Source organism: Vibrio sp. B172a, assembly GCF_030248355.1.
Lineage (GTDB): Bacteria > Pseudomonadota > Gammaproteobacteria > Enterobacterales > Vibrionaceae > Vibrio > Vibrio owensii.
Genome location: NZ_JAHGAC010000009.1, coordinates 1 through 17,194, shown reverse-complemented (window position 1 = coordinate 17,194; position 17,194 = coordinate 1). Strand labels below are relative to the sequence as shown.

15 protein-coding genes are annotated in these 17,194 nt (G+C 46.5%); 7 read left to right on the top strand and 8 right to left on the bottom strand.

Annotation, left to right across the window (positions count from 1 at the left end; all coding sequences use genetic code 11):
• Nucleotides 1-2 precede the first annotated feature (2 nt).
• From KIT90_RS12675 to glyQ, 4 genes are all read right to left on the bottom strand, one after another.
• A complete protein-coding gene (locus KIT90_RS12675) occupies nt 3-683 on the bottom strand; it encodes a response regulator transcription factor (protein ID WP_285376963.1) in 681 nt (226 codons plus the stop codon).
• 117 nt (nt 684-800) lie between these two features.
• The gene (locus KIT90_RS12670; RefSeq protein WP_285376961.1) at nt 801-2,885 is read right to left on the bottom strand and encodes an alpha-amylase; all 2,085 of its coding nucleotides are present in this window, start codon (nt 2,883-2,885) and stop codon (nt 801-803) included.
• 217 nt (nt 2,886-3,102) lie between these two features.
• Nucleotides 3,103-5,169 carry a glycine--tRNA ligase subunit beta gene (gene glyS / locus KIT90_RS12665; protein WP_005378875.1) on the bottom strand — a complete coding sequence of 689 codons (2,067 nt, stop codon included), beginning with the start codon at nt 5,167-5,169 and terminating at the stop codon, nt 3,103-3,105.
• A 13-nt stretch (nt 5,170-5,182) separates the two neighbouring features.
• A complete protein-coding gene (gene glyQ / locus KIT90_RS12660) occupies nt 5,183-6,100 on the bottom strand; it encodes a glycine--tRNA ligase subunit alpha (protein ID WP_005440855.1) in 918 nt (305 codons plus the stop codon).
• Nucleotides 6,101-6,585: 485 nt separating this feature from the next.
• Here glyQ and KIT90_RS12655 point away from each other — a divergent pair, with 485 nt between their 5' ends.
• The gene (locus KIT90_RS12655; RefSeq protein ID WP_009708060.1) at nt 6,586-7,140 is read left to right on the top strand and encodes a TMEM165/GDT1 family protein; all 555 of its coding nucleotides are present in this window, start codon (nt 6,586-6,588) and stop codon (nt 7,138-7,140) included.
• Nucleotides 7,141-7,300: 160 nt separating this feature from the next.
• Nucleotides 7,301-7,561, top strand: a complete 261-nt coding sequence (locus tag KIT90_RS12650) for a hypothetical protein (protein WP_009708061.1) — start codon at nt 7,301-7,303, stop codon at nt 7,559-7,561.
• Between the two features lie 44 nt (nt 7,562-7,605).
• Here KIT90_RS12650 and tusA read toward each other — a convergent pair whose 3' ends face one another.
• Entirely contained in the window at nt 7,606-7,854 is a 249-nt protein-coding gene (gene tusA / locus KIT90_RS12645) for a sulfurtransferase TusA (RefSeq protein WP_005426051.1), read from the bottom strand.
• 132 nt (nt 7,855-7,986) lie between these two features.
• Between tusA and KIT90_RS12640 the strand changes: the two genes are divergently transcribed.
• On the top strand, nt 7,987-8,169 hold the full coding sequence (locus KIT90_RS12640; protein ID WP_009708062.1) for a hypothetical protein: 183 nt from the start codon (nt 7,987-7,989) through the stop codon (nt 8,167-8,169).
• Nucleotides 8,170-8,336: 167 nt separating this feature from the next.
• Nucleotides 8,337-9,278 carry a LysR family transcriptional regulator gene (locus KIT90_RS12635; RefSeq protein ID WP_009708063.1) on the top strand — a complete coding sequence of 314 codons (942 nt, stop codon included), beginning with the start codon at nt 8,337-8,339 and terminating at the stop codon, nt 9,276-9,278.
• 73 nt (nt 9,279-9,351) lie between these two features.
• Here the strand turns inward: KIT90_RS12635 and KIT90_RS12630 are convergent, their stop codons facing one another.
• The 3 genes from KIT90_RS12630 to fadB all read right to left on the bottom strand — a co-directional run bounded on the left by KIT90_RS12630 (nt 9,352) and on the right by fadB (nt 13,960).
• Nucleotides 9,352-10,332 carry an MDR family oxidoreductase gene (locus KIT90_RS12630; protein WP_009708064.1) on the bottom strand — a complete coding sequence of 327 codons (981 nt, stop codon included), beginning with the start codon at nt 10,330-10,332 and terminating at the stop codon, nt 9,352-9,354.
• A gap of 266 nt (nt 10,333-10,598) precedes the next feature.
• On the bottom strand, nt 10,599-11,774 hold the full coding sequence (gene fadA / locus KIT90_RS12625; RefSeq protein WP_005426042.1) for an acetyl-CoA C-acyltransferase FadA: 1,176 nt from the start codon (nt 11,772-11,774) through the stop codon (nt 10,599-10,601).
• Nucleotides 11,775-11,788: 14 nt separating this feature from the next.
• Entirely contained in the window at nt 11,789-13,960 is a 2,172-nt protein-coding gene (fadB, locus tag KIT90_RS12620) for a fatty acid oxidation complex subunit alpha FadB (protein ID WP_285376957.1), read from the bottom strand.
• A 268-nt stretch (nt 13,961-14,228) separates the two neighbouring features.
• On the opposite strand from fadB, the gene KIT90_RS12615 reads away from it, so the two are divergent.
• The 3 genes from KIT90_RS12615 to hemG are packed head-to-tail and all read left to right on the top strand — an operon-like array spanning nt 14,229 to nt 16,893.
• Complete coding sequence (locus tag KIT90_RS12615) at nt 14,229-14,852, top strand: YigZ family protein (protein ID WP_005440863.1); 624 nt, start codon at nt 14,229-14,231, stop codon at nt 14,850-14,852.
• Nucleotides 14,853-14,898: 46 nt separating this feature from the next.
• On the top strand, nt 14,899-16,356 hold the full coding sequence (locus tag KIT90_RS12610) for a TrkH family potassium uptake protein (RefSeq protein WP_005440865.1): 1,458 nt from the start codon (nt 14,899-14,901) through the stop codon (nt 16,354-16,356).
• 9 nt (nt 16,357-16,365) lie between these two features.
• The gene (hemG, locus tag KIT90_RS12605) at nt 16,366-16,893 is read left to right on the top strand and encodes a menaquinone-dependent protoporphyrinogen IX dehydrogenase (RefSeq protein ID WP_009708068.1); all 528 of its coding nucleotides are present in this window, start codon (nt 16,366-16,368) and stop codon (nt 16,891-16,893) included.
• Nucleotides 16,894-17,194 lie beyond the last annotated feature (301 nt).

Below are 17,194 nucleotides of genomic sequence, written 5' to 3'. Positions count from 1 at the left end.
GACTATTTAGCCTCTAGCTCAAAGCGATAACCCTGGCCGCGAATGGTACTAATGATTTTTTCTTCAGTATGTGTAGCAAGCTTTTTACGCAAACGCGAGATGATCACTTCGATATTGTTCAGTTGTACGCTCTCTCCTGAATCGTAGAGTGAGTCAGCTATCTGTTCTTTAGAAATCACTTTTTGGCGGTGACGGATAAGATACTCAAAGATTTGATATTCCAACGCGGTGAGATCTAGGACGTTGTCTGCGTAGCTGATGCTTTTCGCCTGAGTATCTAACGTTACTTCACCTGCATTGATGGTGCTGGTGGAGAAGCCTTGATAACGACGGACAAGTGCTTCTAAGCGAGCCATTAATTCTTCAAACTGAAACGGTTTGGTGAGGTAGTCATCTGCACCAGAGTTCAGTCCTTCCACTTTATCTTGCCAATCTCCGCGAGCGGTCAATATTAGGATTGGTACATTAATCTCTTTGCGGCGGATCTGCTTTATTAAGGTGATACCATCAAAATCAGGTAAGCCAAGGTCAATGATCATGGCATCCGCATTGGGGTGTTTTTGAATGGTTTGCAGGCAAGCGGATGCGGTTTTATCGGCATACACCGTATTGCCACGATCTTTGAGCTGCGAAGCTAAATGGTGATTGAGAATTTCGTTGTCTTCGACCAGTACGACTAACATGAACAACCTAATCAATGGATTTCATAATTGGATTAACCTTAGCATTCAACAAAAAAAAGGGAAGCCATGCCTCCCTTTAAACCTTGTTAATTCACCACATTCTTGTTGCTGAGCAAGTTACTCACCGGTGTAAACAATCAGCACCTTGTCGTCTTGGTATTGGCGTTCGAACGCGTAATAACCTTCTTGGTTGCGAGTGATGTGCTTACCTTGAGCAACTGCTGGGTGGCGTTTACGGAATTCCCCCAACTTTTGCCAATGTTGCAGTAGATCTTCTCGCTCGCCTTGAATCTTATCCCATGGCATATCTGAGCGTGTGCCTTGGTGGGCGTCTGAACCAGTAATGCCAAAATCACGAGCTATCTCATCACCGTAATAGATCTGTACTGCACCGGGAGCCAGCATCAGAGCATTTGCTGCACGTGCTTGGTCATCAAAGCTGCGGCTGCGCGCTGACCAAAACAGCTGTGTATCGTGTGAAGACAAGTAGCTCAACACGTTGAACTCAGGATCGTTATTGATGCGTTCTGCATAGCGGCGGTAATCATTATCAAGTTGAGCGAAACACTTCAGCGCTTTTGGTGCCACATCAGATTGGAACTCGAAGTTGATGATGGAATCGAAGCCGTTATCGAAATACGGGCTCTTCACTACGCTGTGTGCCCACACTTCACCTGTCATCCAGAAAGGTAGGTCATCCAAGGCTTTGTCCGGGTTGTTTTGCTTCCATTGAGCAAGCGCTTGGGTGGTGCTGGCTTTCAGCTCTGCCCACGCTTCCATTTCAACGTGTTTAGCGGTGTCGACACGGAAGCCGTCAATGCCGTAGTCACGTACCCAATCGGATAACCAAGTAATCAGGTGTTCACGTGGTGTTTGCAACTCATCTTGCGCATTGGTGTCTTTATTGCGGAAGAAGTTTGGTAATCCGGTTTTCTGAGTCGATTCGGTTTTTAGATCCGGTAGGTAGTTCAAAGACATGGTGATGTCGTTGTAGCCCGGAGCATCGTAGTCGCCAATGTCGGTGCGGATCCAATCTTTGCCCCACCATTTATCCCACGCTTCGCTATCACCGTATTTGATGTAGTCGTTGAAGCTGTGCCAGCTTTGTCCTGATTTTGGCTGCCAGTCGGTCCATTTTTCACCAAGGACGTCTTTGGCTTCTTGGTCATCAAGGTAAAGCTGACCAAATCCGAATTCCTGCATGTCTGCTAATGTCGCATAACCTGTGTGGTTCATGACCACATCCCAAATCACGCGGATGCCTTTCTTGTGGGCGGTATCAACGAAGGTTCTGAGTTCATCTTCGGTACCCATGTTGGCATCAAGCTTGGTCCAATCTTGGTGGTAGTAGCCGTGGTAGCCGTAGTGCTTAAAGTCGCCTTTATCGCCGCCGCCAACCCAGCCGTGGATTTGTTCCAGTGGCGAGGTTATCCAGATAGCATTCACACCAAGTGATTCGATGTAATCGAGTTTTTTCGTCAGACCCGCCAAGTCACCACCGTGGAAGGTGCCAATCTCATATTTTCCGTCTTTGCTGCGACCGTAGCTGTTGTCGTTGTCTGGGTTACCGTTGTAGAAGCGGTCGGTCATGACGAAGTACACCGTCGCGTTATCCCAGCTGAATGGTTTATCGGCTTGCTGTTCAACTTCTTCTAGCAGCAATAGACCTTGGCTCATAGGACCCGGCTGCATGGTGACGCTGCCATTGGCGACTGTGGCTTCTTGTCCGGTTAAGGCATCGCGAACGACAGTGCCATCATTAAAGGTTTGAGCAACATTGATGGTTTTTGGCGTGTCAGTTGCGACAGGGCAAGAGTAGGTGATGTCCTGAGTCTGTTTTGGTTTGATCTTTACCGTCAGCTCATTGGTGGTTGGATTGAGCGTAAATTGATAGGTATTGGCTTTGAAGATACGCAGCGGCATTTGTGCATCAGTGGCGCAGTTATCCATTTTTAATGGACGATTGAACTTGATGCGATCTTCTTCTGCTAGGGCAAAGCTACTGCCACAGCTTTGCTTGCTGTCAGCAATGGTAAAGGTGTAACTGCCTTTTTCGAGTTTTTGCTCGGCGACAAGTAAGCCTTGTGAGTTTTCTTCAAAAACAGCGGTGTCATCGCCAACGCTTAATATGATGGCATTTTCTGGAATCTGGCTGCAGGCGCTCAGTAGACCGATAGAGAGTGCGAGAATTGTTTTTTTCATTGTGTCCTTCCCCCGAATAAACAGTCCAGTTATAGCAAAACTATGCCTCTACAATCCGAGCTCTACACCAACAAGTTAAACGCGTCTCACCCTACAAATTTTAGTCTTGTTCACAAAATGAATAATAAGCGTCACCTTCATCGGTTTGAAGGCAACAAAAAAGGGAAGCATCTGCTTCCCTTTCACTTATTTCTTAATCACTTCTAAGAGTAATGAATTACTTTTGAAGCAAAGAAATGTCTGCGATCTGTAGGAACAGGTTACGCAGGTTGTTCAGTAGTGTCAGACGGTTCTTCTTAAGTGCTTCGTCGTCTGCCATTACCATTACGTTATCAAAGAACGCATCAACTGGTTCACGTAGGTCAGCTAGCTTGCTTAGGGCTTCTTGGTAGTTACCTGTAGCAAATGCTGGCTCTAGCGCTTCTGTCATTACTTCAACGCTTTCTGCTAGTGCTTTCTCTGCGTCTTCTTGTAGAAGTGCTAGGTCGATGTCTGCTGCTAGTTCACCGTCGAATTTCGCTAGGATGTTACCTACACGTTTGTTCGCTGCTGCTAGAGACTCAGCTGCTTCTAGTTCACGGAAGTGAGAAACCGCTTTAACTCGTTGGTCGAAGTCTGCTGGTTTCGTCGGACGACGAGCTAGAACTGCTTGGATGATGTCTACGCTGAAGCCTTCGTCTTGGTACCAAGCACGGAAACGACCAAGCATAAACTCGATAACGTCTTGTTCAACGTTGTCGTTGGTTAGGCGGTCGCCAAACAGTGACTTCGCTTTCGCTACTAGGTCAACAAGGTCTAGGTTGTAGCCGTATTCAACGATGATACGTAGTACACCTAGAGATGCGCGGCGTAGTGCGAATGGGTCGCTGCCTTTAGGTGCTTGACCAATACCGAAGATACCTACGATAGTGTCTAGCTTGTCTGCCATTGCAACTGCAGTTGAAACGCCGTTTGATGGCAGTTCATCACCTGCGAAACGAGGCATGTATTGCTCGTTCAGTGCTACTGCAACTTCTTCTGCTTCACCGTCGTGGCGAGCATAGTGCATACCCATAACACCTTGAGTATCCGTGAATTCGAATACCATTGAGGTCATTAGGTCACATTTTGCTAGTAGACCAGCACGCTTTGATTTCTCAACGTCAGCACCGATTTGCTCAGCAATGTAGCCAGCAAGTTCTGTGATGCGGTCAGTTTTGTCTTTGATCGTACCCAGCTGCTTTTGGAAGATCGCTTGCTCTAGTTCAGGCAGACGGTCGATAAGCGGACGCTTACGGTCTGTGTTGAAGAAAAACTCTGCGTCAGCAAGACGAGGGCGAACTACTTTCTCGTTACCTTCGATTACGTAACGAGGCTCTTTTGATTCGATGTTCGATACGAAGATGAAGTTAGGTAGTAGCTTCTTGTTTTCGTCGTAAACAGGGAAGTACTTTTGGTCACCTTTCATGGTGTAAACCAACGCTTCAGAAGGCACTTTTAGGAACTCTTCTTCAAACTTCGCTGTTAGTACCACTGGCCATTCAACCAGAGACGTTACTTCTTCTACTAGGTCATCTTCTAGGTCAGCGATACCGCCAACCGCTGCTGCCGCTTTTTGTGCGTCAGCTAGGATGATTGCTTTACGCGCTTCGTAATCTGCCATTACTTTACCGCGCTCTTCTAGAATTGCAGGGTATTGTTCAGCAGAATCGATAGTGAATTCTTGCTCACCCATGAAGCGGTGACCACGGATAGTGCGGTCAGAAGCGACACCAAGGATCTCGCCTTCGATTAGGTCGCTGCCCATTAGCATGGTTAGCGTCTTAACTGGACGGATGAACTGAGTCGTTTTGTTACCCCAGCGCATTGGTTTTGCGATAGGTAGGTTTGCTAGTGCTTTCGCTGCAAGTTCAACTACGATCTCAGACGTTGGCTGACCTTTCACTTCTTGTTTGAACAGTAGCCATTCACCCTTGTCTGTCACCATGCGCTCAGCTTGGTCAACCGTGATGCCACAACCGCGTGCCCAGCCTTGAGCCGCTTTTGTTGGGTTGCCTTCCGCGTCAAACGCTGCAGAAACCGCAGGACCACGTTTTTCAACAACTTTGTCAGACTGGCTGTCTGCTAGTGCTGCTACTTTTAGTGCAAGACGACGAGGTGCCGCGAACCATTTCACGCCTTCGTGAGCAAGCTCAGCGCCTTTTAGTTCTGCTTCGAAGTTTGCTGCGAATGCTTCAGCTAGAGTGCGAAGTTGCGTTGGTGGTAGCTCTTCTGTACCTAGCTCGATTAGAAATTCTTTTGCCATGTTACTCTACCCCTTACGCTTGTTCTTTCTTGCACATTGGGAAGCCTAGAGCTTCACGCGATGCGTAGTATGCTTCTGCAACTGCTTTAGTCAGGTTGCGGATGCGTAGGATGTAACGTTGGCGTTCAGTTACTGAGATCGCTTTACGTGCGTCTAGTAGGTTGAATGCGTGACCAGCTTTTAGGATGCGCTCGTAAGCAGGCAGTGGCAGTGGCTTTTCAAGCTCAAGCAGCTCTTTACACTCTTTCTCACACTGTTCGAAGAAACCAAATAGGAATTCAACGTCTGCGTGCTCGAAGTTGTAAGTTGATTGCTCTACTTCGTTTTGGTGGAAGATGTCACCGTAAGTCACTTTGCTGCCGTCTGGTGCGATGTTCCAAACTAGATCGTAAACAGAGTCTACTTCTTGGATGTACATTGCTAGACGTTCGATACCGTAAGTGATCTCACCAGTTACTGGCTTACACTCAAGGCCACCAACTTGCTGGAAGTAAGTAAACTGAGTCACTTCCATGCCGTTTAGCCAAACTTCCCAGCCTAGACCCCATGCGCCTAGTGTTGGGTTTTCCCAGTTGTCTTCTACGAAACGAATGTCGTGAACAAGTGGATCGACACCAAGAACCTCTAGAGAACCTAGGTACAACTCTTGGATATTGTCTGGCGATGGTTTTAGCGCTACTTGGAATTGGTAGTAGTGCTGAAGACGGTTAGGGTTTTCACCGTAACGGCCATCAGTAGGACGACGTGAAGGTTGTACGTAAGCTGTAGACATTGGCTCTGGGCCAAGTGCTCGTAGGCAGGTCATTGGGTGAGAGGTACCCGCACCAACTTCCATATCTAGTGGTTGAACAATGGTACAACCATTTTGAGCCCAATAATCCTGCAGCGCGAGGATCATTCCCTGGAAGGTTTTGATATCGTATTTTTGCATAAGTCAGGTTCGCGCGATTCTCTTATTACTCGTGAATTCGTCTCTTTTTTGTTGGGTTTTCTTGCCTCAACAATGGCGATTCAAAGTAATTACGGTTGAATAAATTAACAATCAAGTATACCCAGATATTGAGCATGGGAGTAGAGCTAATCTTGATTAATTCGTGGGCAATTTTCTCCTTTAATGGATTTTTACCGCTTTATCTGCTGAATTTTTCCTAAAAGGGAGTTTTCACTGGCTTTCACTCTTGAGGTGATGAGGAAACATGGCTAGAATTGCGCCTGTCTTTGGGGAGTAGCTTACTCGATGAAATGTCTTTTTCATCCAGTTCGTTCGTCAACATAATTGGTGCAAAATCACCATGGCGTTCGAGACTCATCAGCCCGATGAGTTTAGCAAGACCTTAGACAAATCATCATGAACCGGGGTGGGGCGTGAGATTTGTCTTAGGTTAAAAATAATTATCCCGCCCCAATGAGCATGTCGTGAGCGTTTTAGCTATTTCAATTACAACTGTAGCGTTAGCAGAAATTGGCGATAAGACCCAATTGCTATCTCTATTACTTGCCAGTCGTTACCGCAAGCCAATCCCTATTATTGCAGCAATCTTTTTGGCAACCATTGCCAACCACGCTTTGGCTGCATGGTTAGGTGTGGTGGTGGCCGATTATCTTTCGCCTGAAGTTCTCAAATGGGTGCTGGTGGTCAGTTTTGTCGCTATGGCGGCTTGGGTGTTGATCCCAGATAAACTGGATGACGACGAGCAAATCTCCAACCGTGGTCCATTTATTGCCAGTTTTATTGCTTTCTTCGTTGCGGAGATTGGCGACAAGACTCAGATTGCGACTTCTATCTTGGGTGCGCAGTACGCAGATGCGTTGAGTTGGGTGATTCTTGGCACCACGATCGGTATGCTGCTGGCGAATGTACCTGTTGTCCTGATTGGTAAGTTGTCGGCTGATAAGATGCCTTTAGGGCTGATTCGTAAGGTGACCGCATTCCTGTTTATCGCGCTAGCTATCGGAGCGGCAATGTTCTGATTTGTTGCACGTAAAATGGTGTGAATTATCAATAACTAGAGAAGTGATACACAGCGTCAAACTCTGACTCAAAATCGTTCAAGACCGTGACGGATGACATATTAGTGTCATACTTGTCATGGTAATTTAATGGTGTGAATGATAGCGAGAGGGCAAAGGTATGCTTACACGTTACATGGGGATGACCCCAAAGAGTCAGAGTTATTTATTCACCTTTGGTTTGGCACTTTGCTTACTAGCAATGGTGCTGACTGATATGTGGCTGCCGATTGTGGCAGGGTCTTTCATTCTTACCGGTTTAACGGTAGAAGCGTGGATTCGAGTGGCTCATATCATTCCGATGCATGAGGAAATGCGTGCAATGCGGAAACAATTAAACAAGCTACAATCTGAAGTTCGCACACTAGAATACGATGAATAAACAAACGGCAGCCTTTTGGGCTGCCGTTTTTGATCTTGCTGAGATTATTCCAAACCTTTCTTAATTAGGTACTGGTATGGAAGCTGCTCCGTTTGTGCCGCAATCAACTGGTGATCCATAAATCGGCAGAAGCTCGGGATATCTCGAGTTGTGGATGGGTCGTCCGCTTTAACCAGCAACACCTCACCATCTTGCATGTTTCGAATTGTCTTCCTGACCATCATCACTGGCTCTGGGCAGCGTAATCCTTCCGCCTCTAATGTCTTGGTCGCCAGTTCAGGATTAAAACTCATAATGTGATTCTCGTAACTAACTGAGCGGTGAATTTTACTTTCGTTGAAAAAATATTCAATAACCACTTGGCAAACCGAATTTTTTGATTTACCTTAAATTAACAATTTGGTAACAACTGGTAAGGAGACACGATGTTAACAGCGTTAGACAGACTAACCATCTATTCGGTTTTGTGTTTCATCTCGTTCTGCGCATTAGTACTCAGAACACCAGCTGAAACCTCATTGCTGCCTCTTGTAGGCATGAGTGCAACGATTATTGGGATTTGGATTGAGATGCACAAATGGTCAGGTGCATCTGAGCAAGAAAATTAGCGCTTCTTGCTGTAATCGGAACCTATTGATACACCGCTCACCAAGTTTAACGACACTTCATTCCGACACTATCCCCATTTTTCTTGGGCTTCCCCGCTGAAAGGCGGGATTTTTTTTGCCTGAAGAGTACAATTTACCTAAATCCCCTACATGGTAAGTGGCAAATCGTGGAATTAGAAGACATCTATCGTCGAGATCTGAACTTATTGGTCGCATTACGTGTGCTGATCGAAGAGAGTAGTGTCAGTAAAGCAGCAACGCGTCTCAATTTAAGCCAATCGGCAATGAGTCGTGTGTTAGGGCGTTTACGCGATCTGCTTGGTGATCCGCTGTTTACGCGTCAAGGTCAGCACTTGATCCCAACTCAAAAAGCGTTAGAAATTGATCGTTCTTTGGGTGAGCCTTTGGAGTCACTACGCCAATTACTTTCTCCACGTGAGTTTGATCCACGCAGTTGCGATCAGACGTTTAATATCGCCACGACTGACTACGCGATGCAAACCATTCTGCCCTTCGCTCTGCCACGTATTTATCAAGAAGCACCGAACGTGTCGTTTAACTTCTTGCCATTGCAACACGACCGCTTGTCTGATCAATTAACATATGAAGGCGCGGACTTAGCGATTTGTCGCCCTACAGGTCCTGTGGAGCCACTACGCAGTGAAGTGTTAGGACGAGTCGGTGTGCTATGTATGCTCTCCAAGCAACATCCATTAGCCGACAAAGAGATGAGCCTGGATGATTACCTCAGTCATCCGCATGCCATGATTGCCATCAGTGATGGGGTTAAGGCGCTGATTGAGCAAGCGTTGGTGGAGAAGCCGCAACGTCAGATGGTATTGCGCGCTTATCACTTGGAAGCGGCGCTGGCGATTGTCGATACTCTGCCCATTATTATTACCGTACCTGCCGATTTAGCGTACTTGGTTGCTGATCGTTATGACTTGGTGGTGAAGCCATTACCATTCCAATTCACACCATTTGAATATTCGATGATTTGGCATGCACGTTGCGAGCACTCTCCCGCTCAAGAGTGGTTGCGAGCAGTGGTTCGTGAAGAATGTAGTCGTCTTATTGCCAAGCGCATCGAAGATATGGGGTTGGACTGATTTTTCCAATAATCGAAATAGCAAAAAGCCGGGCAATGACCCGGCTTTGTTTATTCTATCGAAGGGTTAACGCTTATAGTTTGATAACCACACGACCAGTTACTTGGCCGTTTGTGATGTCTTCAGCGTATTTTGGTGCTTCTGCTAGTTCTACCTCGGTACAAGCTTGTTCGAAGTAGCTGTCTGGTAGTAGTTCAACCAATTTTTCCCACGCTGCAGTACGTTTTTCAAATGGGCATGAAACAGAATCCACACCTTGTAGACGAACGTTACGTAGGATGAACGGCATCACTGTCGTCGGTAGATCGAAGCCACCGGCAAGACCACAAGCTGCAACCGCACTGTTGTAATCCATTTGTGCCAATACTTTTGCTAGTACTTTGCTGCCCACTGTATCAACCGCACCTGCCCATACTTGCTTTTCAAGCGGACGTGCTGGCTCTTCAAACTCAACGCGGTCGATGATGCGGCTAGCACCAAGTTTTTCTAGTAGTGGGCCGTTTTTCTCTACGCGACCTGTCACTGCTGCAACTTTGTAACCAAGCTGTGCTAGAAGCGTTACTGCTACTGAGCCTACACCGCCACTTGCGCCAGTTACAAGGATTTCGCCATTTTCAGGTTTGATGCCTGCATCAAGCAGTGCTTGAACACATAGCATGCCAGTGAAGCCCGCTGTACCCACCATCATTGCTTTCTTGCTGTCTAGACCTTTTGGTAGTGGTACTAGCCAATCCGCTTTTAGACGAGCACGTTGAGACATACCACCCCAATGGTTTTCACCTACACCCCAACCAGTAAGAACAACTTTGTCGCCTGCTTGGTAGCGGTCGTCTTCTGAGCTTACTACCGTACCTGCTAGGTCAATACCCGGCACCATCGGGAAGTTACGGATGATTTTACCTTTACCTGTAATTGCAAGACCGTCTTTGTAGTTCAACGATGAGTAATCAACGTCAATCAGAACGTCGCCTTCAGGCAGTTGTGTTTCATCGATTTGCTCGATGCTAGCGATAGTACGTTTGTCTTCTTGATTTAGAACTAGAGCATTAAACATAAGGTTCTCCGATTGTGCGGTAGCGTGACTCTGGGTCACATGCAGCAAGATATCAACTGCTGCTAAGTGTATGTCTTCTTTGTCTATGAATAAAATGAAACTTGAGCATTTAATGTATGCTTTTTGTGCATGTAAGCAATGTTTAGCGTAAAACAAAGGGCGACATCAGATGCCGCCCTTAAGTGTAATACTAAAAATTTTCAGTATTGGTTCATTTGCTCGTGATTGTTGGATTGATCACTACAACCTAGCGTTTCTCAAGCAAACTATGGTCGTTCAAATACCGTCGCAATACCCTGACCTAAACCGATACACATGGTTGCCAGACCGTATTTCGCGTCTTTGGCTTCCATTAGGTTGATTAATGTCGTTGAGATACGTGAGCCAGAACAACCAAGTGGGTGACCCAATGCAATCGCACCACCGTTAAGGTTGACCTTCTCATCCATAACATCAAGCAGACCCAAGTCTTTAGCACATGGTAGAGACTGCGCAGCAAATGCTTCGTTTAGCTCGACCACATCCATGTCTTCAATTGAAAGACCAGCACGCTTGAGCGCTTTTTGCGTCGCAGGTACAGGACCGTAACCCATGATTGAAGGATCGCAGCCCGCAATGGCCATACCTTTAATGCGTGCACGAATCTTCAAACCAAGCTCATTGGCTTTTTCTTCACTCATGATCAACATCGCAGATGCACCATCAGACAGCGCCGAAGATGTACCGGCTGTTACTGTGCCGTTTGCTGGGTCGAAAACAGGACGAAGTTGAGACAGACCTTCAACGGATGTTTCAGGGCGAATCACTTCATCGTAATCTAGAGTGAATAGCGTGCCGTCAGCCGCATGACCTTCAATTGGTAGGATTTCGTTTTTAAAACGCCCCTCTACGGTTGCAGCATGTGCACGAGCATGCGAGCGCGCAGCAAACTCGTCTTGTTGTTCACGGCTAATGCCATGCAGCTTACCAAGCATTTCAGCCGTTAAGCCCATCATGCCTGCTGCTTTTGCAACCGTCTTTGACATACCTGGGTGGAAGTCCACGCCGTGGTTCATTGGTACGTGTCCCATGTGCTCAACGCCACCAATTAGGCAGATTTCAGCATCACCCGTCATGATGGCACGTGTACCGTCGTGAAGCGCTTGCATTGATGAACCACACAAGCGGTTCACCGTCACGGCGCCAATCTCAATTGGTAGGCCAGCAAGCAGCGCTGCATTACGAGCAACGTTAAAGCCTTGCTCTAGTGTTTGTTGTACACAGCCCCAGTAGATATCTTCAATCTCACTTGGGTTCACCTGTGGGTTACGCGCAAGAATGCCCTTCATCAGGCGCGCAGATAGATCTTCTGCTCGAGTATGACGGAAAGCACCACCTTTAGAGCGACCCATTGGAGTACGTAGACAATCGACTACGACAACATTTCTTGTTTGATTAGTCATTTTAGAATCCCTCCTTAGATAGAACCTTGCTGTTGTGCACCGTAAAAGCTTTCACCTTTCGCCGCCATATCAATCAGCATCTGTGGTACTTGGTACATAGCACCAAGCTCTGAGTATTGTTTTGCCATTGCAACAAACTCAGCGATACCTACGCTATCTAGGTAGCGGAATACGCCGCCGCGGAATGGAGGGAAACCAAGACCGTAAACCAGAGCCATATCCGCTTCTTGTGGAGTGGCAATGATGCCTTCTTGTAGACACAGTACCACTTCGTTGATCATCGGAATCATCATACGTTGAATGATGGTCTGATCGTCAAAGTCCTGCTTATCGGCACAAACGTCAGCGAGCACTGGCAAGATCTCTTCAGAGAAGGTTTTCTTAGGTTTACCTTTTCTATCAATGGTGTAGCTGTAGAAGCCATTGCCATTCTTCTGACCGTATTTATCTGCTTCGAACAGCGCATCTATTGCGTCACGACCTTGTTTGCCCATACGCTCAGGGAAACCTTGCGCCATAACAGCTTGTGCGTGGTGAGCAGTATCAATACCAACAACATCGAGCAAGTATGCAGGTCCCATCGGCCAGCCAAACTTGCGCTCCATGATTTTGTCGATTTTCGTAAAGTCAGCACCATCGCGAAGTAGCATGCTGAAGCCACCAAAGTATGGGAACAATACGCGGTTTACAAAGAACCCAGGGCAGTCATTAACGACAATTGGTGATTTGCCCATTTTCGCTGCGTAGGCAACAACACGATTGATGGTTTCATCTGAGGTGTGTTCACCACGGATGATCTCAACAAGAGGCATACGATGCACTGGGTTGAAGAAGTGCATGCCACAGAAGTTCTCTGGGCGTTTTAGCGATTTTGCTAATAGATTGATTGGAATCGTCGAGGTGTTTGAGGTGATAACGGTATCGTCACCGACATGTGATTCGACTTCACTCAGCACTGCTGCTTTTACTTTCGGGTTTTCTACTACGGCCTCAACAATCACGTCTGATTCTTCGATGCCTGCGTAATGTAGGCTTGGTGTGATAGACGCTAAAATACCAGCCATCTTAAAGCCATCAATGCGACCGCGAGATAAGCGTTTATTTAGCAGCTTAGATGCTTCAGTCATGCCTAAATCGAGTGAAGGTTGCGCGATGTCTTTCATTAACACCGGCACGCCTTTGAGTGCAGATTGGTAAGCGATGCCGCCGCCCATGATACCCGCACCAAGCACAGCTGCACGTTGCGTGTCTTTACTCGCTGACTTAGCCGATTTTTTAGCAAGCCCTTTGATGTATTGGTCGTTAAGGAACAAACCAACCAGTGATTTTGCTTCTTCAGACTTAGCCAGTTTTACGAAGTGCTTGCGTTCAATGTCGAGTGCTTCGTTACGAGCAAAGCGAGCGCCTTCTTCAATAGTAATAACGGCAGTCATTGGAGCTGGGTAGTGAGGACCCGCTTTCTGAGCCACTAGACCCTTCGCCATGGTAAAGCTCATCATTGATTCAAGCTTACTTAGCGTTAGAGGTGATGTCTTTTGCTTGCGACGAGCTTGCCAATCTAGTTTTTCGTTGATTGCCGATGTCAGTGTTTGTAGTGCTGACTCGTAAAGTGCGTCGGTATCAACAACCGCATCAAGAAGACCAATTTTTAACGCTTCATCCGCACGACACGCTTTACCTTGAGTGATCACTTCCATTGCGCTGTCGGCACCAATAACACGTGGCAGACGCACACAACCACCAAAGCCCGGCATGATACCCAGTTTCGTTTCTGGTAGACCGATACTGGTGGTCTTGTCACCAATTCTCATGTCAGTTGCAAGCACACACTCACAACCGCCACCTAACGTGTGGCCTTTTAGTACCGAGATAGTTGGGACAGGCAAGTCTTCCAGCTTGTTGAAGATGCTGTTAGCAAATTGCAACCACTGATCGAGCTCAGCGTCTGTCTTGGCAAAAAGACCTAAGAATTCGGTGATATCTGCGCCAACAATGAACGCGTCTTTATCTGAGGTGAGCATCAAGCCCTTCAGTCCTTGGTGCGCTTTTAGTGCATCAAGGGCTTTGTCGAGTGACTCTAGTGTCGCTAGGTCGAGCTTGTTAACTGATTTTGGAGAGCAGAAGCTTAATTCTGCAATGCCATCTTGTACTTCCTTTACCTGTAGGGTTTCGGCTTGGTAAATCATTGTCTATCTCCATGACATACAATCTTGGATTGTCTGTATACCGATTTGTTGCGGGCTGAGCGCCTGTAGGGCAGCAAATAGATATAGAGGAAAGTCGTTTTATTTATTGTTCTGGTTAGACCAGTGAAGTTAGTTTGGACTTCAGATTGGTTAATTTCAATACATTTTTTAAACAAGTGTTTAACATTGTGCGCTAAGGCAGATCTTATGCGACTCACAATTACCTCTCGTGATAGACTCTGAACAAAGAGAAAAGTGACCTAATCCTATGAATGACCTGCCTTATCTGATTCCTGCTCAGCCTGCTCAATTTGAAGAAGAAATTAAAAAGAGTGTCTTTATTACTTACTTAGCACACACGCCAAGCGTGGAAGCGGCGAAAGCATTCGTTGAGCAGATCAAAACCAAGCATGCAGATGCAAGACACAACTGCTGGGGATTTGTTGCAGGTCGACCAGAAGACTCGATGAAGTGGGGCTTTAGTGATGATGGGGAACCTTCAGGGACGGCAGGTAAACCGATCCTTGCTCAGCTGTCTGGCTCCGGAGTTGGAGAGATTACAGCTGTAGTGACTCGATATTCTGGCGGCATCAAGCTCGGTACAGGTGGTTTGGTCAAAGCCTATGGTGGCGGCGTGCAACAAGCGCTCAAGCTGCTTCAAACAATTGAGAAAAAAATAACCACAAAACTCCGACTAGAGTTAGACTATGGGTTTATGCCTATCGCACAGTCGCTTATGCCCCAGTTTGGTGCGGTTGAAGTGGATGCTGAATACAGCGATCAGGTGGTATTAGTGGTGGAAATTGAGCTACGTGAAGTGAGCGCGTTTACCCAAGCTATCATCAACAAAAGTGGTGCAAAGGCAATTGTCACCCCACTAGACGGACAATAATGAAAAATAGGAAGCCACAGGGACAGCTTCGCTAGTCAATCAATCCATGCAATTTCGTTCAATTATTCGAATCGTCGGGCTATTGCTCGCACTTTTTAGTGTCACAATGCTCGCGCCTGCGCTGGTTGCGCTTATCTATCGAGATGGTGCGGGTGTACCTTTTGTCACGACTTTCTTCGTACTTCTTGTATGCGGTGGGATTTGTTGGTTCCCAAATCGCAGGCACAAACACGAGCTAAAAGCACGTGATGGCTTCCTTATTGTTGTTCTTTTCTGGACTGTACTTGGCAGTGCGGGCTCTATCCCTTTTCTGATCTCAGATAACCCCAATGTATCTGTGACTGACGCTTTTTTTGAGTCCTTCTCTGCTTTAACGACAACAGGTGCGACGGTGATCGTCGGGCTCGACGAGTTGCCAAAAGCGATTCTCTTTTATCGCCAGCTCCTGCAATGGTTTGGTGGTATGGGTATCATCGTTTTGGCGGTAGCCATTCTTCCTGTTCTTGGTATCGGTGGTATGCAGTTGTATCGAGCCGAAATACCAGGACCGGTAAAAGACACTAAGATGACCCCACGTATTGCTGAGACAGCAAAAGCACTGTGGTACATCTATTTGAGTCTGACAATTGCATGTGCCGTAGCATTTTGGTTGGCAGGTATGACGCCATTTGATGCTATTAGCCATAGCTTCTCCACCATTGCTATCGGTGGCTTCTCTACGCACGATGCCAGTATGGGCTATTTCGATAGCTATGCCATCAACATGATTACCGTTGTCTTCTTGTTAATCTCGGCATGTAACTACTCTTTGCACTTCGCCGCGTTTGCATCCGGCGGCGTACATCCTAAATACTATTGGAAAGACCCAGAGTTCCGCGCGTTCATCTTTATACAAGTTGTTTTGTTCTTGGTGTGCTTCTTATTATTGTTGAATCACCATTCTTACGACTCAACCTATGATGCATTCGATCAAGCGCTTTTTCAGACCGTGTCCATCTCAACCACGGCTGGCTTTACCACAACCGGCTTTGCTGATTGGCCATTATTCTTACCAGTGCTGTTGTTGTTCTCTTCTTTTATAGGTGGTTGTGCTGGTTCGACTGGCGGCGGTATGAAAGTGATCCGTATTCTGCTACTGACCTTACAAGGTGCGCGTGAGCTGAAGCGTTTGGTACATCCTCGTGCCGTATACACCATCAAAGTGGGTGGCAGTGCTCTACCGCAAAGAGTCGTTGATGCGGTTTGGGGATTCTTCTCTGCTTACGCTTTGGTGTTCGTGGTTTGTATGTTGGGCTTGATTGCTACAGGGATGGATGAGCTAAGCGCGTTTTCTGCGGTTGCAGCAACGCTCAACAACTTAGGTCCAGGCTTGGGTGAAGTTGCGCTTCACTTTGGCGATGTGAACGACAAAGCAAAATGGGTATTGATTGTTTCTATGCTGTTTGGACGTTTGGAAATCTTTACCTTACTTATTCTACTTACGCCGACGTTTTGGCGTAGCTAAGGGGAAATCGTGGCAAAAGCATTATTTCTATATTCCTCCCGTGAAGGGCAGACTAAAAAAATTCTCCACTATATAGATGAGAAGCTAACAGGCTTCGAATGTGAGCTGGTGGATTTACATAATGTTGAGACGATTGATTTTAGCCAATACGACAGGGTATTGATTGGAGCGTCTATTCGTTATGGTCATCTTAATAAGAAGCTGTACCAGTTTATTGATCGAAACCTCAATCAGCTTGAACAAAGTAAAGTGGCATTTTTCTGCGTAAACCTAACCGCTCGTAAAGAAGACCAAGGAAAGGATACGCCAGAGGGCAGCGCTTACATTCGCAAGTTCCTAATGAAGTCGCCTTGGAAACCAACCTTAATCGGTGTTTTTGCTGGTGCTCTTTATTACCCACGTTATGGATGGTTCGACAAAACGATGATTAAGTTCATTATGTCGATGACGGGTGGCGAAACCGATACGACCAAAGAAGTGGAATACACCAATTGGGAAAAAGTGGCTCTTTTCGCAGATAAATTCAAAGAACTGTAGAAATAACGTGCTCTTTTGACCGCTTTTGACGCAAATTTATCCGAACGATAAAAAAATCAAAAAAAACGAGAAAAAGGGCTTGCCAATGTGATCGCAATCTCTATAATGCCACCTCGCTGACACGGCAACGCTTCGAAGCTTAGGTTTCGAAAGTAAGAAGTCAAGTTAGCAAGCCAATTAGCCAAGCGGAAACGCTTGAAAAAAGTTTGAAAAAAGTGATTGACACTGAACTTTAACTCGCTAAAATGGCCGTCCGATTTGAGCAAAGCTCAATAGGAAAGTTCTTTAACAATATAGACCT